Here is a 20,589-nt window from a genome sequence, read left to right on the forward strand (position 1 = left end):
GCGGAAGCCTACCGGGATCCTCAGGGCCGGGCTTCGGGAGCGCCGGGACCGCTTTCGTCCTCCGGGTCCTGCATCAGGTCCACGGCCAGGGACGCGAGCGCTACAGCGAGGGCCATCCAGTATCGGGGTGCGGGTACGCGGTGCTTCAGCAGCCAGCGTTCCAGCCGCTCGTCCAGGCGAAGTGACAGCACCTGGATGCCGCATACGACAACTCCGGCACCCACGGCAATCAGGGCGCGCACCGCAGGCGGACGGGCGAAAAGCGGACCCTTTTCCGCGCCGGCGGAACCGCCGTCGCCCACTGTAATCAGGCCGCGCACCGCGGGCGGCTGAACGAAAAGCGAGTCCGGCTCCGCGCCGGAGGAACCGTCGTCGCCGGCTCCGGTGCCGGCTGCGGTGCCGTGCAGGTTCCGGCCGGCCGGCCGGAACAGCACGGCAGCCAGTCCGCCAACAGCGAGGGTCCCCGGGACCACAACAAAGGCACGGCGAAGCTGCGGAGACCAGTCAGCCGGTCGAAGGAGCGTGAAGGCTCCGGAAATTGCGGACACGGTCAGCGACAGGGGCAGGTTCTTCATGCCCCCACGGTACTGGACCCGGTCTCCGGGCCGGCGGACGGCAGCAGCTCGACATCCCGGCACACGGACAGCCTGCCGGCGGCAGCTGCCGTCCCGACACTGAGACCAACAAGGGCTCCGAACGCGTCGAACCCGAAGACCGCCCACAACAGTGCGGAGGGCACCGCGAAAAACACGGCCATATGAATCCATTGCCGGCGCACGGGGCGCAGCAGCAGCCCCAGCACCAGGCCCACGGGAATACCTACCAGCAGCGAAAGCCCGCCAAACATGGTCATCGCAAACAGCCACATACCGAAGGGGTTGACCTCCGATCCCGATTGTTTCGGTTCCTGCAGGAGCAGGACCACGTACAGCACCGTCCAGGCCGCCAGCCACAGCCCTGCGGCAACGGCCAGTCCTTTAAACAGGCCGTAGTTGCCCAGCACCACCCGGACTTTTCCGGCCGACCCCGTCGGTTGCTCCTGCATTCCGCCCCCCCTTGCCCTGCACCGAGCCTAGCCGCACCCTGTTCTGCGCTGTTCTGCGCTGTTCTCCGCTGTTCTCCGCTGTTCCGTGCTGTTCCGTGCTGTTCCGCCACCCTCCGCCCCCTCAGCCCCCGCCCGCGGTCATGCTTCCGGCGCGCCGGCCCGCGGCCCGGGATCGTAAAGGGTGCCGCTGCGGAACCGGTCGCTGAAGTTGCCCAGTGCAAATTCGCGCAGGTCGTAATCACCGGTCAAATGTCCGGCGGCGGCCACCTGCAGGGACAGGGACGCCCGGTGCAGCTGCGCACGCGCCACAAGTTCGGCGTCGGCAATGTCCGCGACGGCGGCTGCACCGAACGCACCGACCAGCGGGGCCAGGTCCATGGCCGGATCCCCCAGGCAGGCGTTGTCAAAATCCACCAGACCGGAGATTTCCGAGCCGGCCCAGAGCACGTTGTGCAGACCGAAATCTCCATGCACGACGCCGGGCGGCACCAGTGCTTCCGCCGCCAGGACCTCCGCGACCACCCGGGTTGCCGCTCGGATTTCGCGGGGAGCCAATCCCGCCGTGATTCCCGCGACGACGGCCGGCCAGTTCCCCGCGCCGCACCACTGCCGCACCGGAGGGAGCACGCCCCCGGAGGGTGGAACCGCGGCGGCCAGGGCCGCGAGCACCTGCTGCAACGGAACCCGCACTGTTTCCCAGCGTTCCAGGGGCCGGTGCTCCCCCGGAACAAAGCCGTTGAACTGCGCTGACCAGCCCTCCCCGTGGAATGGTTCACGCAGCACGGCAGGGATTCGGAACGGCAGTGCCGCCGCGGTGAAGGCCGCCAGGTTAGCCGTTTCGGTGCGGGTTCTCTCCGCGTGCCCGGTCCCGAACGCCACACGCACGACGGCGGAGTCCCCCAGCACCGCGACGCGGTGGAACGCCCCGCTCCGGAACTCCGCCCTGTTCCAGTCCAGGTCCGGCCAGAGGGACTGCAGCCCGGCCCAAAACTCGGCCACCGGGTCTTTTCCGTCCCCGATGCCGGCGGCAGCGACCGGTTACTCCTGCTCGCCGGTGAGGCTGACCTCAAGCCGGCCGTTCACAACCCTGGTGCGGAAGGCAGGCTGCGGAGCAGTTGCCGGCCCGTGCACCACTTCGCCGCTGCGTACGGAGAAGGTGCTGCCGTGCCAGGGACAGACCACGCACAGCTCTCCCTTGGCTTCCTGAAGATGGCCCTCGTGCAGGGGACCGCCCAAATGGGAGCAGGTATCTGCCAGCACGGAGATGTCCGGCGGCAATCCGCCGTCGGCCTGCCGGAGAACCAACAGGGGAACGCTGCCAAGCGCGGCTGACTTCAGCTGGCCCGGCGGGAAACTCTCCACCGGCCCCAGGGAGTGCCACCCCTCGGGGACTTCCTCCGGCAGGTCCTCATTGCGGTTGACTCCGGCACCCTGCCGGTAGGAGAGGTGTCCGCCCAGGAACCCGCCAACCCCCGAAATGCCGAGTCCGGTGAAGGCCAGGATCTTACCCCGGCCGTGATGCCCGCCTTTGCGGGCCAGCCACGACCCCAGGAACAAGGCGGTGGCAACCGCGTTGGCGCCCTGGTGCACGACGCCGGTCCGCTGCTCCATGGTGTCGAGCTGGGAAAAGTCGGTGACTCCGGTCAGGGCAGTGGGCACCGCGGTCACCACCCCCAGTCCCACGAGGGTTTGGGCTGCGCGCTGATTGCCGGGCAGCACGTCCAGGACCGCGGCGGAGACCCAGGCTCCCAGCGGCACAATCACCATGAGGGGATGCAGCGGATGTCCCAGCGGCACGCCGTGCAGCGCATCTTTTACCTGCGGCCACGGCAGCGCCTTGCGTACCAGACGGGACACCGTTCCGGCGGCGGGATCGAGCCACGCTGCCCTCTCGAGCTTGTCGGCGACGGTGACCAAAGGCAGACGTGGCATGGCGCTCTCCTCAGACGGGCTGCTGGTGCTCACCAGAGTAGCCATGCTCCCGCACAGGCACCACAGTAAAGGCCGCCGCTGCTTCCGGCGCGGAGTCCTTTGGCGGGGCGGGAGCGGAGACGGCCGGCCCGGCCCGGCATACTGGCCACCAGCCGGTATCGGCAAAAGGGCGGTGCGGGTGCTGCCGGAAACAAGCAGTCAGGAGCAGAAATGGGACATGTGGGTTCGTATGTGTGGGAACTGCGCCAAAAAGTGGGCTCCCGACAGCTGCTGCTGCCCGGGGCCCAGGTCCTGGTCCTGCGGGCTGACGGCGCCGCACTCCTGCAGCGCCGGGCCGACAACGGAGTCTGGGAGCTTCCCGCCGGGGCCTGCGAACCCGGCCAGAGCTTCGCCGGAGCCGCTGCTGCCGAGCTGTTCGAAGAGACGGGCATCCGGGCGGATCCCGCCGAGCTGGTGGCCTTCGCGAGTCTTTCCGATCCTCAGCTGCATCAGTTGGAGTATCCCAACGGTGACCGGGTGCATGCGTTCGCCCTGTGCTTCGTTCTGGAGGGGTGGCAAGGAACGGTGAGACCGGAGGAAGCCGAAGTCGACGAGATCGGTTTCTTTCCCCTGACACGGGTTCCGGCGCCCACCCATCCGCCGACGCTCGAAGTGCTCCGGCTGTTTGAGTTGTTCCGGCAGACGGGCGCATTCCAGGCCCGGTGAGAGTCAGTAGCGGCTGTGCGGCTGTGCGGCGGGAGGGCCGGGAGGGTAAGGCAGACTGGGGGCATGACTTCGGGGGACGAGACAACAACCATGTTCCGCACTCGCATGCCGGTCCGGTACCGGCTGATCCTGGGCCTTCTGGGACTGATCAGCGCAGCCGGAACAGTTGCTGCAGCCCTGGACGCGGACCCGGCGGTCCTCTGGGTTGGCGCCTTCATAGTGCTCATTTTCGTGCCCGTCCTGCTGATGACCGCCAGGATTACCGTGGGTGGGAAGGGCATGGAAATCCGGGTGGCCGGAATGTTCTCCACGGAGATTCCCTACCGGGAGATCACCGCCGTCTCCGCCGGGCCGGACACCGGGATCCGGGAGGGCATGGGACTGCGCATCCTTCCGGACGGAACCGGATATCTGGTGGGCGGGCCGTCGGTGCGGATCGACTGCGGTTACACGGCCGTTCTGGTCTCCTGCCGTGAGGCTGAGCGGCTCCTCGCCTGCCTGGCACCGCACGTGAATTCCGTTCCCGGGCGCTAGCGGGAGACACGCACTTAACCGGCGGTGCCGCCCTCCTCCGCAGCGGAGAAGGACGGCACCAGAGCGTTCAGCGGGCCCAGCCGGGATCAGCGGGTGGCGGCGCCGTCGTGCGCACCGCGGGCAGTTCCCGCAGGCGGTGCAGCCGCCGTGCCGGAATCGCCGTCGGCGTCCGCACCCTCGACATGCGGGTGGCGGCGCTCCAGCGACGCGCCCTCCACATCGACGTCGGGCAGGATCTTGTCCAGCCACTTCGGCAGCCACCAGGCTTTGTCGCCGGCCAGGTGCATCAGCGCGGGGATCAGCAGCATGCGCACCACGAAGGCATCCAGGAGGACGCCGAAGGCCAGCGCAAAGCCGATGGGCCGGATCATGGTGCTGTGCGAGAAGATGAAACCGCCAAACACTGCGGCCATAATGATCGCCGCGGCCGTGACCACCGAGCGGCCCGCACGGACGCCCTGGGCGACGGCGAGCCGTGCCGGCGCCCCGTGGGCGTAGGCCTCGCGCATTCCCGAGCCCAGGAAGAGCATGTAGTCCATGGCCAGCCCGAAGAGGATACCCACCAGGATGGTCGGCAGGAAGCTCAGGATCGGGCCGGGGGTCTCCACACCGAAGACGGCGGAGAGCCAGCCCCACTGGTAGATCGCGACCACTCCGCCGAGGGCGGCGAAGTAGGACAGGATGAAGCCGAGCGTGGCAATGACCGGAACAAAGATGGACCGGAAGACCAGGATCAGGATGAGCAGCGAGAGTCCCACCACCACGCCGAGGTAGACCGGCAGCGCGTCGGACAGCTTGTCCGAGATGTCGATGTTTCCGCTGGCGGAGCCGGCTACGCCGATCTCGTACTCACCGTTCAGCGGAGACATATCCCGGAGCGTATGCACGAGGGTCTCGGTGGATTCGCTGGTGGGGCCTTCCTTGGGGATGACCTGGAAGGCGGATACGGTCCAGTCCTCGGAGGATCCGATGGGAGCAACCGCAGCCACGTCCTCCTGGTCGAAGATGGTGCGGGCAATCTCGGCCTGGGCGGCCAGTGATTCCTCTTCGGTGGAGGCATCGGGTACCTCCGCCACCACCAGCAGCGTGCCGTTCTGGCCCTCGCCGAACTTCTCGGAGACGGCAGCGTAGGCCTGGTACTGGCTGGAGTCGTGTGCTTCGGCGGAGCCGTCCGGCAGGTTCTGGCGCAGGTCCAGCGCCGGGATGGCGATCAGCAGCAGACCGGCGATTGCGGCAACCACGGTCAGGACCGCACGGCCCGTGCCCATGGCCTTGGCCTTTACGGTCTCCGGGCGTCCGGTGCCTGCTGCGGCAGCTTCGGTGTGAGCGTCAAGGGCAGCACGTTCCTTGCGGCTGAGCACGCGCATGCCGGCGATCTTCAGCAGTGCCGGGGTGAGGGTGACGGCGATCAGCACGGCGACGGCAACGCAGGCGGCGCCCACGGTGCCCATCAGGCCCAGGAAGGGGATGCCCGTGATGTTCAGGGCCAGCAGGGCGATGAACACGGTGGCGCCGGCAAAAACCACGGCATTGCCGGAGGTGCCGTTCGCCAGCGCGATGGATTCCTGCAGGCTGTACCCGGCCTTGAGCTGGCGCCGGTGCCGGTTGACGATGAACAGCGCATAGTCGATCCCCACGGCGAGGCCGAGCATCAGCCCGAGGATGGGGGTGATCGAAGCCATCTCGACGACGCCGGAGAAGGCCAGCGCGCCCAGCGCGCCGATACCGACGCCGATCAGCGCGGTCAGCAGGGGCAGGCCGGCAGCAACCAGGCTGCCGAGCATGACCACCAGGACGACGGCGGCGACCACCAGACCAACGACCTCGCCGATTCCGAAGAGGTTCGGGACGGCGGCGGAGATGTCGGCGGAGTAGTTCACCTTCACTCCGTCAATCGGCGAGTCTTCGAAGGCTGCCACGAGGGCGTCCTTGGTTTCCTGCGTGATTTCCATCTGGGTTTCGCTGAAGACCACGTTCAGTACAGCGGCGCTGCCGTCTTCGGAGACGGTGCGGATCTCCTTGGCCATCTCCAGCAGCTCGGCACCCTGCTCCGCGGGCAGAGCCTGCGCCTCTAGGTCCTCGGCTCCTGCATCGAGTTCGGCGCGGCCGGCGTCCAGCTGTGCCTGCCGGGCATCCAGCTCAGCGAGCATCTGGGCCGGCGCTCCGGCAGCCTCAGCCTGCGCGCGGGCCTCATCCAACTGGGCCTGGCCGGCGTCGAGCTGGGCCCGGGCCTCCTCCAGCTGGGCGCGGCCGGCGTCAATCTGTGCCTGGCCTTCGGCCAGCTGCTGTGCCTGCGCAGCCCGCTCCGCCTCGGTGGCAAACGGGTCGACGACGGCTTCCACGCCGTCGAGCTCCGCGGCCTTGGTGACCAGCGCGGAGATTTCCTGCTGCTGCTCGGGCGTGAAGCTCGAGCCGTCCTCGGTCTGGACTATGACTGACCCCGACCCGCCGGAGGCCTGCGGGAGTTTCTCCTGCAGGCGCTCGGTGACCTGGGTGGTGGGGGTATCCGGGATGGAGAACGCGGTTGCGAGCGTGCCGCCGAAGAGCGCGAAGGCTCCTCCACAAAGCACGAGCACTGCGATCCAGGCCGCAAGCACGGTGCGCGCCCTGCGCGCAGCCGCCCGACCTAGTCGGTAGAGGAATTCAGCCATGAGAGTCCTAACAGGGGGTGGGGAGGGAAATTTAAGGTGGCGGAGCTAGGCGGTATCCCGGGCGGGAAGTTCGGCGCAGTGTCCGTACCGGACGGCTTCAATCAGCCTCTCCAGCTGGCGGGACCAGACCTGCCGGGACTCGGGCGTGTCCACGGCGCCCGTTTCGGCGGCCCAGTGGTGGTAGAGGACCCCGACGCCGCCGGCGAGGGAGCCGACCAGCAGGTGCAGGTCCAGCTTGTCGGCGTCCGGGCGGCGGAGGAGGACGGCGGCGAGCAGGAGGTTGCTCACTTCGGTGAACACCCGCAGCGTCATCAGCGCCTGTCGGGGCGACGGCTGCGCGGCGGGGCGGCCAAGCACCCGGGTCAGGTAGGCCAGCGGCGCAACGAGGTCCGCCGCGCGGAGCACAGCCGCCATTTCGTCCATCATCGAGGCATTCGTGCCGTCACCGACGGGAACGTCCGCCAGTCCTTCTATGACGGATCCGAGGGCGTCACTGCACACTTCGACAACCACGTCGTCCAGGGAGGAGAAGTGGTTGAAGACGGTACGGCGTGACACGTCTGCCCGTTCGGCCAGCTCCTCGACGGTGAAGTCGGTGCCGGACCGTTCGTCCATCAGCGCGGCTGCGGCATCCACGATGGCCTGCCGGTGGCGGTTTTTGAGGGCAGCGCGTCGGTCGGTGGCGGGTTCTGGAAGCACACTCCTACACTAAGTGCACTGATGCACTTAGTGCAATTTGGTTTCCGGTCCGTCCGGAAGCAGGACGGTAAAGACGGACCCCTCCCCCAGGCTGCTGCGGAATGTCAGGCTCCCGCCGTGCAGTTCCACAATGTTCTTCGTAATGGCCAGGCCCAGGCCGGCCCCCGGCACGGCGGCAGTAAGCGCACTGCGGGAGCGGAAGAACTTGGTGAAGACCTTTTCCTGCTCCTCGGGCGACATTCCCCTGCCGGTATCCTCCACTTCCAGCAGGAGAGACAGCCCGTCGCGCCGCAGCCGGACCATTATGGTCCCGCCGTCGGGCGAATACTTCACCGCGTTGGACAACAGGTTCTCAACCACCTCCCCCATCCGCCGGGGGTCCACCTCTGCGGGAGCGGAATCGGGAACATCAAGGGAGATCTTCACGCCGCCGGCAGCCGCGCGCGGAGCAGCGGAGAGAACGCCCGCGCGCACAATCGCCGCCACATCAACATTCTTCCGTTCCAGTTTCTTGGTTCCCGACGCCACGGACAGCAGATCGGACACCAGCCCCAAAAGACGTTCGGCGTTACGCATTGCCACGGAGAGCGAGGCGCTCACATGCTCCGGCAGGTCGTCAGTGTCCAGGGCCAGGTCAAGGTAGCCCAGGATGGAGGTCAGCGGCGTGCGCAGTTCGTGGGATACGTTCGCCACGAACTCATCCTGCGCTGCGACGGCACGCACGAGCCGGGTGACGTCGGAAAAGGACAGGACAGAGCCGGAGACTCCGCGCGCTCCGCCCACCGGCCGGGCCGAGACGCTCACCGCCATCTGGTGCTCTCCCGTCCCAATCCACAACACTTCATCCGTGAAGGTTTCGCCGGCGGCTGCGCGCCGGATTGGCAGTTTCTCCGGCGGCAGGGGCGTGACGCGGTCCGCGCCGAATGCGGCCAGCGCGTCCAAATTTCCCGGTCCGCCGGCAATCCTCTGCCAGCTGCCGGCCAGATGCGAGTTCATCAAAATCGTGGTGCCCTCTCCGTCCACGACCAACAGCCCGACGTCGGCGGTGTTGAGCACCGTTTCCAGCAGTGCCTCCCGTTCCCGGCTCAGCAGGAGGTTCTCCTGCAGGATCCGGTCCTTGGCCTCCAGCGCGTGCTGCTTCTGCCGCAGCCGCTCCTCCGCTGCGGCCCGGGCAGCTTCTGCCGCCTCAGCTTTGCGCAGGGCAGCGGTCAGCTCGCGTTCGAACCGGGTGCGCTTGGGTGCACTGAAAAACGTGAGGCGGTCGAGGCAGGCGCCCTCGCCGTCCGCTGTGCTGTCCCGGGTGCTGTCCCGGACGCCGGACACCAGCATCGGAAGAAGATCACCGCCGGCGCCGGTGAGGGTAAGGGCCATTTCGTCGAAGCAGCCGGTCACTTCTAGCTGCACCATCGCGAATGATGTGTAGAGCACCCGGTCGGCCGCGGGCATCAGTTCGAGCAGGCTTGTACCGATGATCTCTTTACGGGAGAGCTGAAGCCAGCGGGCCAGGGTCTCGTTGACGTCCAGGACGGTGCCGTCCGTCCCGGTGACGAGATAGCCCGACGGTGCGGCGTGGAAGTGCGCCGCATAGTCCTGCGTGCCGGCTGGCCGGGTGCCGCCGTTGTCCGGGGTATCGTGACTGTGCATTTCAGGGAAGGACATGGGTGGAGCGGAACAGGTAGTGAAGAACGGCCTCGGCGGTTTCCCGGGGTGCACTGACGTGGGGCATGTTGCCTTTGGCATTGAGGTGGACGAGTACGCTGCTGGCCAGGTTCTCGTGGAGGTAGCGGGAGGCGGCGGCCGGGGTCAGCGGATCTCCCGGTGTTTGCAGCAGCAGGACGGGGATCTGCACCGCGGGCAGCAAATGGCGGATATCGGTTTCCAGGGACAACTGCAGGAAGTCCCGGACATACTCCGGATGGAGCCGGCAGATTGCGGCGGTGAGCTCTTCGGCCAGGACCGATCCGGGCGCCTGTCCCGTCATGGGCGGTGCCATGGCCGCCGCCCACAGCGGAAAGTTCAGGGTGACAGCTTCGAGGATTTTTTCAATGTCTCCGGCTGACAGGCCGCCGGCGTACCTGTCACCCGGTATGTTGCGGTAACACGCGGAAGCTCCAATGAGCGCCAGCCGCGTGATCCTGGCGTTACCGGCGGCCGCGGCCGCGATGCCCATCATCCCCGCCACTGTGTGGCCCACCAGCGTGACTTCCCGCAGGTCCAGGGCGTCCAAGATGCCGGTCAAATCTTCCAAGTAGCCGTCCAGGGACGAGTATTTTTCGGCTGAATACGCGGATATATCTGCACCTCCGGTCCCCGCATGATCGAAGAGGACAAGCCGGCACTCCTGCAGAAACGGGAGAATCCGGTGCCACACCACTTGATCGCACCCGAATCCCTGGGCCAGCATCAGTACCGGACCGTCGGACGGGCCCACGAGGCGGACATTGTTTCTGGCCAGGATATTGTCGCGCTCCACGGCCTTCAGTTGCCGGATCCGGTTGCGGTGCCGCGGCGGCTCGCGCCCGGAACTGCCGGGATACGGAAACGAGGGAAAAGGGAAGGTGAATAAGCACTGTAGAACATAAGGGAGACCTTTGGTGCAGAGAAAGGACGAACAGGCATTTACCGGTTCCGGCGGAACGAAGGCTACGGCGTTGTGCGGCTCCAATCGAAATCTAACAGAAAAGGAACCAGCCAGAAGACAGGGCTGCTGCTCCGGAGACTTCCCGCAGAAGCTTTTCCTGCTTTCCGGTGCAGATGAATGTCAGGCATTACGCGTCCTATCAGGGACGACGCACCTGACCTGATGAATTCGCGGAAGCCGGAAGTCCCGGCAAGAATGCATTTGGGTGATTAACGGCACCTCTTTCCCTCCGGGCAGCGGTGCCTAGGAATAAAAGTCCGCAGATAGAGCACGGAATGGCAGCGGGGACCGGTGTCGAACCGTGCCGCCCTTTCAGCGGAGCAGTTCCAGTCCGAGAAGAAAGATATCCGCGGATTTGGCGTGCGCTGCCCGCATCACCTGTGCAAGGGTGGGAAGAAGCAGAAGACTCACCCCTGAGGGGTGAGTCTTGCCACCGGCGTCCGCCGACGTCCGCCATCGACAGGAGCAGCACATGAGTGACCAGGACCAGAGCGTCAACCCCGGCTCCGATGCAATGACCAACAATCTTGCCGGGACACGGGACGAGTTCAATGACGAAGTGACAGCCCGCCTTGTCGAGGAAGCCAAGTCCGAGAAACGCGAGGAAGAGCGCGAGGAGCAGCCGGCCCTGAAGGTGGACGAGGACAGCCCGGCCTCCGACGCCGAGGCCTCCTCCTAACAGCCCCGCGGAAAACCGCTTCCCGGAAAGCAGTCCCGGCCGAATACTTACTAAGCGCACTGTCCTTTTGGGCCCGGCCTTCTTATTCTGGGATTAACCGAAGCGGGTTAATTCCCAAGCGAAGGAGACTCCCATGAGCACCAGCGCAGGAGCAGCCGGCCAGCCGGCCCGCAGGCCAAACCGGGGGGCCGCAGGGCAGCCCGGACAACGGGCTGACAACACCGGCGGACGTGACGGCACGGAGAGCCGTGAGCAGATTGTCGGCCGGGAGAAGGACCAGTTCGGCGGGGTGAAGATTGGTTCGGCGTTTTTTGGCTGGCTCGCCGCCGCGGGAACCACGGTTCTCCTGAGTGCGATTGCCACCGCCTTTGGTGCCGCCCTCATCGCCAATAACGTGGACGTGGCCGGGGAGGCCACGGCGAATCCGGAAGGTGCCGGCATTACGGGCGTCATCATCCTGATGGTGATCCTTTTTGTCGCCTATTTCTGCGGCGGGTACGTAGCAGGACGAATGGCCCGGTTCAACGGAGTCAAGCAGGGTGTCGCCGTGTGGGCCTGGGGTATTGTCATCGCCGTCGTGCTGGCGCTCATCGGTGCCATCGCCGGCAGCCAGCTGAACATCAACGCACAGCTCAACACCTATCCGCAGCTTTCCGGGGACAATACCGCGGCTGCCATCATCTCCGCCGTCATTGCTGCGCTGGTGGCACTCGGCGGTGCCATTTTGGGAGGGCTGGCAGGCATGCGCTTCCACCGGCGTGTTGATAAGGCCGGGCTCGGCACCTAACCGGCATGCGCACCCCTTCGAACCTGCACCGCACTCGGCCCCCGGCTGCCCTCCCTGCGGTCAGGCTCCCGTGAAGGCACGCTCCCTCCCGCCCTGGGTGAGGCGGACCGGCATCGAGGTTGCCGGGTGGATGCTGATCGTCCTCGGACTGGCAGCTCTTGTCCTGCCCGGCCCGGGGCTCCTGGCCCTCGTTGCCGGGCTGGCGGTGCTCTCGCTTCGCTACCGGTGGGCCAGCCGCTTTCTGCGCCCTGTTCGAGCCAAAGCCTTTGAAACGGCAGAAAAAGGCGTGGAGACCTGGCCGCGTATCAGCGCCAGCGTGATCGGAGCGCTCTCCCTCATGGCGGTCGGAATTGTCTGGGGAGTCTGGGCCAGGACGCCGGACTGGTGGCCCTACAGCGACGCACTGTGGCTGCCCGGCGGCTGGGGTACCGGAGCCGGACTGATCATCTCAGGGCTGATTGCCTTGGGCATGATTGTTTACAGCTGCCGCAAATTCAGGGGAAAGGCCAGCCGAGTTCCGCAAAGAGAGGGATCCCCGGTAAGACGATTCAGTGTGATCAGGCGCTCTGGCCGGACCTCAGGACGGCATTGAGCGACTGCAGCGCCGAAGCGGCAGCATCCAGTGCCCTGCCTTCTTCGTCACTCAACCCGGCGAGACCGCTCCGAATCGGCCCGGCCCAGGCGTCTTCGATCGCTTCATCCTGGGCCAGCGCCTCGTCGGTTGGAACCAGCCGGCTGATCCGCCGGTCGGCGGGACTGCTTTCCCTCGTGACGAGACCGCGCTCCGTCAGGACGCGGACGGCGGCACTGGTGTTGCTCTGCTTAAGAGCCATGCGGCGCGAGAGTTCAGTGACCGTCAGTCCGGGTGCCTCCAGAATGTGCTTCAGCACCGCCAGTTCCGTAGAGGCCAGCGGATCGATGCCCGTGACGTCGGGGATGCGCCGGTGAATGGTCCAGGCAAGGTCGCGAAGCAGCACGGCCACTTCACGCTGTCGGGCCGCGGTATCGCTCTCATCCTTCATGGGCTCATCCTAACGCATATGTTGACATATATATGTCCGCATATGTATAGTGAACGGCTCCCGAACCGTCTAGGAAAGTTCCCATGCCCGATTCCACCGCCACTCCCCCTTCCATCGTGCGCCGCACCAGCGGACAACTCATCCTCCTCCTGGCCCTGCTGACCGCCGTCGGCCCCCTGTCGATTGACCTCTACCTGCCCGCGTTCCCGGGCATGGCTGGAGACCTCAACACCACCGCCGCGGGCATTCAGCTCACCATGACCACCTTCCTGGTGGGCCTGGGCCTCGGTCAGCTGTTTATTGGCCCGCTGTCAGACGGCATCGGACGCCGTAAACCTTTGCTGATCGGCACCTTTGTCTGTGCCGCAGCCAGCGCCTTCTGTGCAGTTGCCCCCACGGTTGAGATGCTCGCCTCGGCGCGCTTCCTCCAGGGGCTCGGCGGCGCCGCCGGCGTCGTTCTTGCCCGCGCCATTGTTTCGGACACCGCCCGCGGCGCCGCAGCTGCCAAGCTGCTGGGCGTTTTGACCATCATTTGTGTCATTGCCCCCGTCATCGCACCGCTGGCCGGCGGCGCAATCATCGCGGCTGCCGGCTGGCGCGCTGTGTTCTGGATCCTGGCCGTGCTTGTACTGGTCCTCTTCATCTGGGGCATTTTCGGCGCCAAAGAAACCATGGCACCGGAAGACCGCAACCACGGAGGCATCAAGACGACGCTGCACGTGGCCAAAGAAGTCCTGAGCAACCGGAACTACACCGGATATCTGCTGACCTTCTGCTTTGCCTTTGCCGGACTGTTCGCTTACATCTCCGCATCTCCGTTTGTCATCCAAAACATCATGGGACTATCCGAAACCCGGTTCTCACTGATTTTTGCGATGAACGCCCTGTGCATCACCATCGTGAGCGTTATCGCTGCGGCGCTTGCGGGCAAGGTTTCCTACCGCCGAATGATTGCCATCGGCTTGGTTGTCGCCGTGCTGGCCGCCGCCGGACTGCTCATTTTCGCCCTCAACGACACCCCGATGGTTCCCATGCTGGTCCTGTTCGCCGTGTTCCAGGGCTCACTCGGGTTCATCTTCGGCAACGCCACGGCACTGGCCCTCGATGAAGCCGGCCACCACGCCGGTACGGGTTCCGCCTTCCTGGGGTGCCTGCAGTACGTGCTGGCGGCCGCCGTCGCACCGATTGTCGGCCTGGGCGGAGAGGACACTGCCGTCCCCATGGGCATAGCCATGGTTGTCTTTGCGGTCCTGGCAGCGATTTCCTACCTGACCCTGACTCGGAAATCCACGGCCGTTCCCGTCGGCACGGAGCACGACAGCCGCTTGCGTGAAGAGACCCCACAGCCGGTTTCCCGCGCCTAGCAGCAACCGGCACAACCGGGAAATATCCGCGCCTCAGCCGCGGCCGCACCGCCTTCTGCTTCCGGACGCCCCGCATCCGGAAGCAGAGGCACCCACGGCTCAGGTGCCTCTCCGGAACCGTTTCTACGCATCGCCGCTAGGCGCACAAAGCGCAGGTGCATGGATGCACAGGCTGTATGCCGACGGCTCTTCCGAGACTAAAGCTGGTCGCTTCAAAGAGCAGGTCCAGGAACTCGGGAACTGTGCCCGCCCGCGGGCAGTAGCGCGAAGATGCGAGGATCGGAGGAAGGGGGTAGACCCGATCCGCATCGAGGTCCCGGAAGTCCAGTGCCATATCGGCGGCCAGCGCCTTGGACAGTATGTCTTCGGCGGCCGGACTCATGGTCCTCCGGTTGGAAACGCGGTCAATTTTGGGCTGGATCCGGGTGCCCCATGCGTCCAGATGGACGCGCAGCACGAATTCCAGCGCCAGCATATCCACTTCATGCAGCGACGGGCCGTCCGTCCACGACACATCGATGGTTGCAATGTCGTAGGCAACCATCGGCACCGCTTGGAACTGCACGCCGGGGAAGGCCTCCGCCAGGAAGGCGCGAAGGTGCTCCGCGACGTCACATGGCCACGGGTGTTCCATCATGTGCCCTTCCCTGACCGCGCGCGGTCATTGGGACAGGTGCGGTCCCGGGTCGGTCCTGTCCGCCCGGACTATCATTTGCCGCGGTCCGCAACGGGATTGTCGCCGACCACAACGAATCAGACTCTATGTCCATCGGAGTGCGTTCCGCCAGAGTGCAGCCGGGGTTATTTTGCTCCCGTCGCACGGTGTCCCGGGGCGCCCCCTGTTCTCCACTTAATACCCGAAATTCCTGCAGGTGCAACTAGTAACTCGGTTTCCGAAGGGTTTTACCGGGACCTCTGGTATTCACGGCGTGTCTGCTGGAAGTATATGAGCCTGACGGCATCACCCAGACGTCGGAAGAAAATCAGCATCCACACCGCACCTTCTACAGTCTTCACCTTCACGGGGGCAGCCTTCCAGATCCCCACGCTGCAGAGGCTGCCGATACATGAACTATTCCCCCCAAACACCCAGTCTTCCCGCTTCCGCCGCAGCAGATTCCACCGGCGGTTCGCGGCAGCGAGGGCAGCACAGTACTTCGGTTTTCACTTCTTCATGGCCGGATGTCATCGGCCGGCCTGACCCCAACGGGAGGGACCTCGTATGAGCCAGTTAGCTGCGGCACAACCCACCAAGCCGCTAACGCCAGGAGCCGAATGGTGGTCTCTGACCATCCAACCCACTGAAAAAGATGTTTGTGATGCTGTCATCGGAGAGGTCGTTACTCCGCTGGCAGCGCAGGCCCGATCGTGGGGTGCACAGCGATGGTTCCATACCCGCTGCATGGACCCGGCTCATCCCTATATACAGGTCCGCATCCTCGGTGCGCCGCGGGTCCTGGACCGCCTGGAATCTCTGATGCGCGCACTGGTGGACCAGTCGGCTCCCAATCTGGGAGAGCTCCAGACCTCGGAGTACCGCGAAGAGCCCATTCCCAGCCGCTGGGATTACGGTCAGGTTTCCGCAAGGGCTGAGTCTGATCTGGCGAAATACGGCGGAGCGGACGGTTTGGCGCTGGCAGAGGAAGTCTTCGAGCTGTCCTCCGATCTGGCCGCCTGGGCCACGTCCCGGTTCCCCAAGGCGAACAGCCGTTCCTCGCTGGCAGCGCTTCTCCTTTTTGATGCCAGCTATGCCATGATGCGCGGACCGCGGTCGCCGGTCTGGGCGGACCGGAGGGCCATCTCGTGGGATTACTACTGGGACAGCCATCTCCGCAGCTGCACCGCGGCTTCCGGCCCGCAAGCGGCGCACATGCGCAATGCACTGACCTCGCAGTTGGCGCCACGTATTCTGCCCGCACACCGGCTGATGGCCGCCACCGCCTCGGAACCGGCTGTGGATAACTGGCGCAAACGCTGGTCCCGTGCCATCGACACGTATTTGTACCGGGCAGACAAAGTCCGGGCCAGCCGCAGCGCCCAACAGCTCACGGTTTACCAAAGCCGCCTGATGCTGAATCGTTTGGGCATTTCCGTCCGGGGCGAGGCCGGTTTGGGGCTGTACGCGCGATCCTGGAGCAAGGAACGGGAAGCTGACTTCCTGAAGATGGCGCCGTAGGGCTTCCTGCACAGGTTCCACACCCGGCGCGGGTGCGGAACCTGTGCAGGAAAACTGCACGCGGGTGCATGTCCCATGGCTTCGGCGGGCGGTGATGACATTGCCCGCCGGGAAACCCGTTTAACCGCGTCAATCACGCCTACACTCGGTTAATGGCGGCAATCCTCAGCGGAACCTCAGTGGCTTCAGAGCTTCAGCAGCTCATCCTTGAGACTGAAAGCATGGAGCAGTTCCTGGAGGCCTTCGCCCAACACGCGGCCGGGCTGTTCAGCGATGCGGCCCTCCTTCTGTGCGGCGTCACCCTCAAACGCGGAAGACATGCGGCAACCGTGGCCAGCAGCAGCGCTGCGGCCAAGGAGCTTGACGAAGTCCAATACGGTTTCGGTCAGGGTCCCTGCCTGCACACGGCGTTGACGGGAGACACCACGCTGGTGGCTGACACGCGGACCGATCCCCGCTGGCCGGCGTACTTCGATGCAATTCAAGACCGGGGCTACTACTCTATTCTGGCCGTCCCCCTTGTCGTGGGCGACGACGGCGGAGCTGCACTTGATTTGTACGCCCGGGAAACCGGGGTGTTCGACGACGAAATGACGCGCCGCGTCCAGGATTACGCCGCCGAGGCCACTGCCACCCTGCAGGTCGCTGTTCAAATTGCCGCCTACCGGGAAATTAATGAGGACCTGCGCGCGGCCATGCGGTCCCGGACGGCAATCGACGTCGCGGTCGGCATTGTCGCCGGCCAGAACCGCTGCACCCAGGAGCAGGCCTTTTCCATACTCCGCCGCGCCTCCAGCAACCAGAATTTGAAGCTCCGCAGCCTGGCTGAACGTGTGGTGGAGTCGGTCACCGCCGCCAAGGTCAAAACTCACTTCATCGAGTAAGCCGGGTGCCGCCCGATCCGCTGCCGGCCCGGCCTTCAGCGTCCTTTCAGGTGGATTGGTAATACTAATAGGGCAACGCGAGGGGCGCTTCCGGAAGTGAGACCACCGGAGGCGCCCCGCTTTGTTGATCCGGCCGTCGCTGCTGCAACATCTTTTACCGGCAACCCGGGGTGCCGGCGGGTTTCGCTAGGACGCAGAATCCGGTGCCGGGACCGCTGCCGGGACCGGCTGCGGCAGCTCCCGGTCCTCCCCGGACGGCGGCGCGAATCCGTTGTCCGCTTCCGGTTCTTTTCCGGAAACAGCGGCGTTGGCCGAGGTCAGCGACTGATCCCGCAGGTACCGCAGCACCACAATGGTGACGGCGGTTGCCGGAACCGCCAGGAAGGCCCCCACGATTCCGAAAAGGGTGCTGCCCACCGTAACGGACCCGAGGACGACGGCGGGGTGGAGTTTCAGTGTCTTGCCCACGAGGAAGGGCTGCAGGATGTTTGACTCCAACTGCTGAACCACCAGGACGATGCCCAGCACGACGAGCGCGGTTACCCACCCGTGGGAGACCAGGGTCACGAGTGTTGCCAGGATTCCGGTTGCCACCGCCCCGACGATGGGGATGAAGCTGGCGAAGAAGATCAGGACCATCAGTGCCAGCGCGAGCGGAACATCCAGCAGCAGCAGTGCCAGCCCAATGAACACGGCGTCGGCCAGTGCCACGGTGGCTTGAGCCAGGATATAGGCCGACAGGGTCTGCCATGCCTCCTCGGACACCCGGACCGCGTGGACAAACGCCCGGTTGTTGGTCCAGCGGCTGGCCCAGGGCAGGAATTTGTCCCCGTCCTTCAGGCAGAAGAACGTGAACACCAGGGTCAGCAGGAATACCACGGTGATTGAGGTGACAGTTCCCAGCCCTGCGGTAATTCCCGAGACAATATCGCTGCTGTGCTCGCGGATCTGGGCAACGCCGGCGTCGAGCAGTTCATTGAAATCGACGGTTTGGACGGCGAAGGGCAGGCCGGCGACAAAATCCGTCAGATCTTCCAGATTCCGCCCGGCCATCCGCGCGAGTTCCTTCGAACCTGACGAGATGGAGGGCAGCACCAGCACGGTCACAGCGGCAATGGCGGCCAGCAGCCCCAGCAGCGACAGAAGGGCGGCCAGCGCCTTGGGAAGCACCTTGCGGAGCACCCGGTTGACGGGCCAGAGGATGGATGAAAGGAGGAGTGCCAGCAGCCCCGGAAGCGCAACCGACCACAGCGAGCGGATGGTGAACCAGAGCACCACCAGGCCGGCCAGGACAATCAGTCCGCGGGCTACCCACACGGACGATGCAACCAGTCCCCGGGCAAAGGTTCCGCGCGGCTTGAGGCCTGCCGCCCTTCCGGACGTACCTGCCTCCGCGGAGGAACGGTCGGTGGAGCCGGCCGCTGCCGGTGAGGATATGGAATCGGTCGTGTTCACCGTTCCATCTTGCCTCACCGGGGCAGGTAACTATTCAGCGAACTGCGGCTGCCCTTCGATGAACACCCAGTCCCGCTCCTCGAGGATGGGTTCCATCACAGGCCCGCCGGCCTCGGCTATCCGGTCCTGTATTTTTCCCGGAATCCCTTCGTCCCGGAGATTCTCCCGTAGCCACGTCTTGGCCGATCCGTCGAGATACGGCCACCAGCGCTCAATCTGGATGGGTTGCATAACGCCCCCTTTAATCTGCGGTAGATCCACGGTGCCACCGCTGTCCGGACGGCGCAAGGGGGCTACGGAGTACCGGCGGCAGCAGACCCCTAGGGCATGGTGGTGATGCTGTCGATCGCCGTGCGGGCCTGCTCCGCCAGGGTTGCCGGGATCGGGGCGCTCTTGGCGGCGTCCTCCGAGGCGGCCTGGCCCTCGTCGCTGACCACATAATTTCCGAAGGTCTTTACCAGTTCAACGGTGCTCGGATCCTCGTAGGCGCTGCAGAAAATCTGGTAGGAAACCAGGACCAGCGGGTAGGCTCCGGGGACCGTGGTGGTTCGGTCCAGATGGAGGGCAATGTCATTGGGCGCGCGGTCCGGAACGCGTTTCGCCTGCTCGACGGCGATCGAGGCCCCGTCCGCACTAATCGGAACGTACTCCTCGCCCACCAGGAGGTTGACGGTGCCCATGGAGTCATCGATGACCGAATCGTCGGCATAGGTCACGGCGCCTTCGGTGCGGGTCACGGTGCTGACGACGCCGGAGTTGCCCTGCGCATTTTCACCCGCCAGGCCGCCGGGCCAGGTTCCCGACGGACCGTCCGGCCAAGCCTCCGGAGCCGCTTCATGCAGGTACTCCGTGAAATTCTCGGTGGTGCCGGAATCATCGGCGCGGCTCACCGGCGTGACCGGCGTGTCCGGGAGCTCGATTCCGGGATTCTGGTTGGCGATGGCCGGATCATTCCAGGTCTTGACCTCGCCGCGGAAAATCGCGGCAATGGTTGCTGCGTCCAGGTTCAGGGAATCGATGCCCGGCAGATTGAAGGCGACGGCGATGGGCGAGATGTAGGCAGGTATATCCAGGGCCCCGCCCGGACCGCACACTTCCTTGGCTTCCGCGATTTCTTCGTCCTGGAGATAGGCGTCAGAGCCGGCGAAGTTGACCGCCCCGGCCAGCAGGGCGCTGCGCCCGGCACCGGAACCGTCCGGCGAGTACTGCAGCTGGACGTTCGGATGCAGAATCCCGAATCCCGCGATCCAGGCGTCCATCGCCGGACCCTGGGCGCTGGAACCGGAACCGGAGAGAATGCCGGACAGGGTGGAGGTGCTGTTCTCCGCAGCCTCGCGCTGCTCAGCCCCCAGCGGATAATCGGAGCCGCAGGCAGACAATGCCAGGGCGGCGGCGGCAACCAGTGCAAGGGCACGGACGGGACGGGGTTTGGGCACGGAGGCGGTCCTTCCGGGGACTGTGGCTGGTGGGCACTTCGGGCTGCCCGCGGGCTCCGGAGAACACCGGTTGCCCCTTCAAGGCTAGCCGCCGTTCCCGGTCCTCCGCCAACTCAAAGCTCCGCCCGGCCTTGGCCGGGTGCACCCGAGGTGAAAGGATGGGCCCCACCCGGTGCATAAGGAGTAATTGTGCTCATCACTGCCGCCGTTTTCGCCGTCGTTGCTGCGGGCATCCACCTGTATATCTTCGTCTTGGAGTCCCTGCGGTGGACCGCTCCGTCCACCATGGCCGTGTTCCGGGTTGCCTCCCCGCAGGATGCTGCGGCTACGCAGGCACTGGCCTACAACCAGGGGTTCTACAACCTGTTCCTGGCTGTCGGCATTCTGCTGGGAGTTGTCCTGCTCGGTGCCGGCAGCAGAGTGGCGGGGCTTACCCTGATGAGTTTCGCGTCAGCCTCAATGGTGCTGGCGGCACTGGTCCTGGTTGCCAGCAACCGCAGCATGATCCGTCCGGCGCTGATCCAGGGCGTTGCGCCCGCAGTCTGCCTCGCGTTTACCCTGCTCGGCGCTTAACGCATT

At 65.5% G+C, this 20,589-nt stretch carries 22 protein-coding genes; 9 read left to right on the plus strand and 13 right to left on the minus strand.

All coding sequences use genetic code 11. The features are described from left to right. Positions 1–20: 20 nt before the first annotated feature. From M1D40_RS17600 to M1D40_RS17615, 4 genes are all read right to left on the minus strand, one after another. A complete protein-coding gene (locus M1D40_RS17600) occupies positions 21–575 on the minus strand; it encodes a hypothetical protein (protein ID WP_461169684.1) in 555 nt (184 codons plus the stop codon). Beyond that, positions 572–1,045, minus strand: a complete 474-nt coding sequence (locus tag M1D40_RS17605; RefSeq protein WP_461169685.1) for a hypothetical protein — start codon at positions 1,043–1,045, stop codon at positions 572–574. The genes M1D40_RS17600 and M1D40_RS17605 overlap by 4 nt, the downstream gene beginning before the upstream one ends. A gap of 138 nt (positions 1,046–1,183) precedes the next feature. Continuing rightward, entirely contained in the window at positions 1,184–2,044 is an 861-nt protein-coding gene (locus M1D40_RS17610) for a phosphotransferase family protein (protein WP_461169686.1), read from the minus strand. 39 nt (positions 2,045–2,083) lie between these two features. Then, complete coding sequence (locus M1D40_RS17615; RefSeq protein WP_461169687.1) at positions 2,084–2,977, minus strand: Rieske (2Fe-2S) protein; 894 nt, start codon at positions 2,975–2,977, stop codon at positions 2,084–2,086. A gap of 210 nt (positions 2,978–3,187) precedes the next feature. Here M1D40_RS17615 and M1D40_RS17620 point away from each other — a divergent pair, with 210 nt between their 5' ends. Both M1D40_RS17620 and M1D40_RS17625 read left to right on the plus strand, forming a co-directional pair. Continuing rightward, positions 3,188–3,682 carry an NUDIX domain-containing protein gene (locus M1D40_RS17620; protein WP_461169688.1) on the plus strand — a complete coding sequence of 165 codons (495 nt, stop codon included), beginning with the start codon at positions 3,188–3,190 and terminating at the stop codon, positions 3,680–3,682. A gap of 63 nt (positions 3,683–3,745) precedes the next feature. Then, positions 3,746–4,216 (plus strand): hypothetical protein, encoded by a 471-nt coding sequence (locus M1D40_RS17625; RefSeq protein ID WP_461169689.1) that lies wholly within the window; start codon positions 3,746–3,748, stop codon positions 4,214–4,216. 86 nt (positions 4,217–4,302) lie between these two features. On the opposite strand, the gene M1D40_RS17630 is transcribed toward M1D40_RS17625, so the two are convergent. Genes M1D40_RS17630 through M1D40_RS17645 form a run of 4 tightly spaced genes read right to left on the minus strand, consistent with a single transcriptional unit; the run spans position 4,303 to position 10,039 of the window. Continuing rightward, the gene (locus M1D40_RS17630; RefSeq protein WP_341394451.1) at positions 4,303–6,867 is read right to left on the minus strand and encodes an MMPL family transporter; all 2,565 of its coding nucleotides are present in this window, start codon (positions 6,865–6,867) and stop codon (positions 4,303–4,305) included. A gap of 45 nt (positions 6,868–6,912) precedes the next feature. Then, positions 6,913–7,566: a TetR/AcrR family transcriptional regulator gene (locus M1D40_RS17635; RefSeq protein ID WP_461169690.1), complete on the minus strand. Its 654-nt coding sequence runs from the start codon at positions 7,564–7,566 to the stop codon at positions 6,913–6,915. Positions 7,567–7,593: 27 nt separating this feature from the next. Further along, a complete protein-coding gene (locus tag M1D40_RS17640) occupies positions 7,594–9,225 on the minus strand; it encodes a PAS domain-containing sensor histidine kinase (protein ID WP_461169691.1) in 1,632 nt (543 codons plus the stop codon). After that, positions 9,212–10,039 carry an alpha/beta fold hydrolase gene (locus M1D40_RS17645; RefSeq protein WP_341394454.1) on the minus strand — a complete coding sequence of 276 codons (828 nt, stop codon included), beginning with the start codon at positions 10,037–10,039 and terminating at the stop codon, positions 9,212–9,214. Before M1D40_RS17645 ends, M1D40_RS17640 begins: the two co-directional genes overlap by 14 nt. Before the next feature lie 640 nt (positions 10,040–10,679). Here M1D40_RS17645 and M1D40_RS17650 point away from each other — a divergent pair. From M1D40_RS17650 to M1D40_RS17660, 3 genes are all read left to right on the plus strand, one after another. After that, positions 10,680–10,886, plus strand: a complete 207-nt coding sequence (locus tag M1D40_RS17650; protein WP_461169692.1) for a hypothetical protein — start codon at positions 10,680–10,682, stop codon at positions 10,884–10,886. A gap of 133 nt (positions 10,887–11,019) precedes the next feature. Beyond that, on the plus strand, positions 11,020–11,673 hold the full coding sequence (locus M1D40_RS17655) for a hypothetical protein (RefSeq protein WP_341394456.1): 654 nt from the start codon (positions 11,020–11,022) through the stop codon (positions 11,671–11,673). A gap of 70 nt (positions 11,674–11,743) precedes the next feature. Beyond that, positions 11,744–12,265: a PGPGW domain-containing protein gene (locus M1D40_RS17660; protein WP_461169693.1), complete on the plus strand. Its 522-nt coding sequence runs from the start codon at positions 11,744–11,746 to the stop codon at positions 12,263–12,265. On the opposite strand, the gene M1D40_RS17665 is transcribed toward M1D40_RS17660, so the two are convergent. Beyond that, the gene (locus M1D40_RS17665; RefSeq protein WP_341394458.1) at positions 12,231–12,695 is read right to left on the minus strand and encodes a MarR family winged helix-turn-helix transcriptional regulator; all 465 of its coding nucleotides are present in this window, start codon (positions 12,693–12,695) and stop codon (positions 12,231–12,233) included. The genes M1D40_RS17660 and M1D40_RS17665 overlap by 35 nt on opposite strands. A gap of 83 nt (positions 12,696–12,778) precedes the next feature. Between M1D40_RS17665 and M1D40_RS17670 the strand changes: the two genes are divergently transcribed. Next, positions 12,779–14,059, plus strand: coding sequence for a multidrug effflux MFS transporter (locus M1D40_RS17670; RefSeq protein WP_461169694.1), 1,281 nt, complete (start codon positions 12,779–12,781; stop codon positions 14,057–14,059). Positions 14,060–14,195: 136 nt separating this feature from the next. Here the strand turns inward: M1D40_RS17670 and M1D40_RS17675 are convergent, their stop codons facing one another. Beyond that, positions 14,196–14,696, minus strand: coding sequence for a hypothetical protein (locus M1D40_RS17675; protein WP_461169695.1), 501 nt, complete (start codon positions 14,694–14,696; stop codon positions 14,196–14,198). Between the two features lie 585 nt (positions 14,697–15,281). On the opposite strand from M1D40_RS17675, the gene M1D40_RS17680 reads away from it, so the two are divergent. Together M1D40_RS17680 and M1D40_RS17685 are read left to right on the plus strand one after the other, a co-directional pair. After that, on the plus strand, positions 15,282–16,235 hold the full coding sequence (locus tag M1D40_RS17680; RefSeq protein WP_461169696.1) for a lantibiotic dehydratase C-terminal domain-containing protein: 954 nt from the start codon (positions 15,282–15,284) through the stop codon (positions 16,233–16,235). A gap of 152 nt (positions 16,236–16,387) precedes the next feature. Beyond that, positions 16,388–17,119: a GAF and ANTAR domain-containing protein gene (locus M1D40_RS17685; protein ID WP_461169697.1), complete on the plus strand. Its 732-nt coding sequence runs from the start codon at positions 16,388–16,390 to the stop codon at positions 17,117–17,119. A 186-nt stretch (positions 17,120–17,305) separates the two neighbouring features. Here the strand turns inward: M1D40_RS17685 and M1D40_RS17690 are convergent, their stop codons facing one another. The 3 genes from M1D40_RS17690 to pstS form a co-directional block, all read right to left on the minus strand. Next, positions 17,306–18,574 carry an AI-2E family transporter gene (locus M1D40_RS17690; RefSeq protein WP_461169698.1) on the minus strand — a complete coding sequence of 423 codons (1,269 nt, stop codon included), beginning with the start codon at positions 18,572–18,574 and terminating at the stop codon, positions 17,306–17,308. Positions 18,575–18,604: 30 nt separating this feature from the next. Next, positions 18,605–18,805 (minus strand): hypothetical protein, encoded by a 201-nt coding sequence (locus M1D40_RS17695; RefSeq protein WP_341394464.1) that lies wholly within the window; start codon positions 18,803–18,805, stop codon positions 18,605–18,607. An 89-nt stretch (positions 18,806–18,894) separates the two neighbouring features. Next, the gene (gene pstS, locus M1D40_RS17700; protein ID WP_461169699.1) at positions 18,895–20,010 is read right to left on the minus strand and encodes a phosphate ABC transporter substrate-binding protein PstS; all 1,116 of its coding nucleotides are present in this window, start codon (positions 20,008–20,010) and stop codon (positions 18,895–18,897) included. A 189-nt stretch (positions 20,011–20,199) separates the two neighbouring features. Here pstS and M1D40_RS17705 point away from each other — a divergent pair, with 189 nt between their 5' ends. Next, the gene (locus M1D40_RS17705) at positions 20,200–20,583 is read left to right on the plus strand and encodes a DUF1304 domain-containing protein (protein WP_341394466.1); all 384 of its coding nucleotides are present in this window, start codon (positions 20,200–20,202) and stop codon (positions 20,581–20,583) included. The last annotated feature ends 6 nt before the right edge of the window (positions 20,584–20,589 follow it).

The organism is Arthrobacter sp. Z1-15, assembly GCF_054792395.1.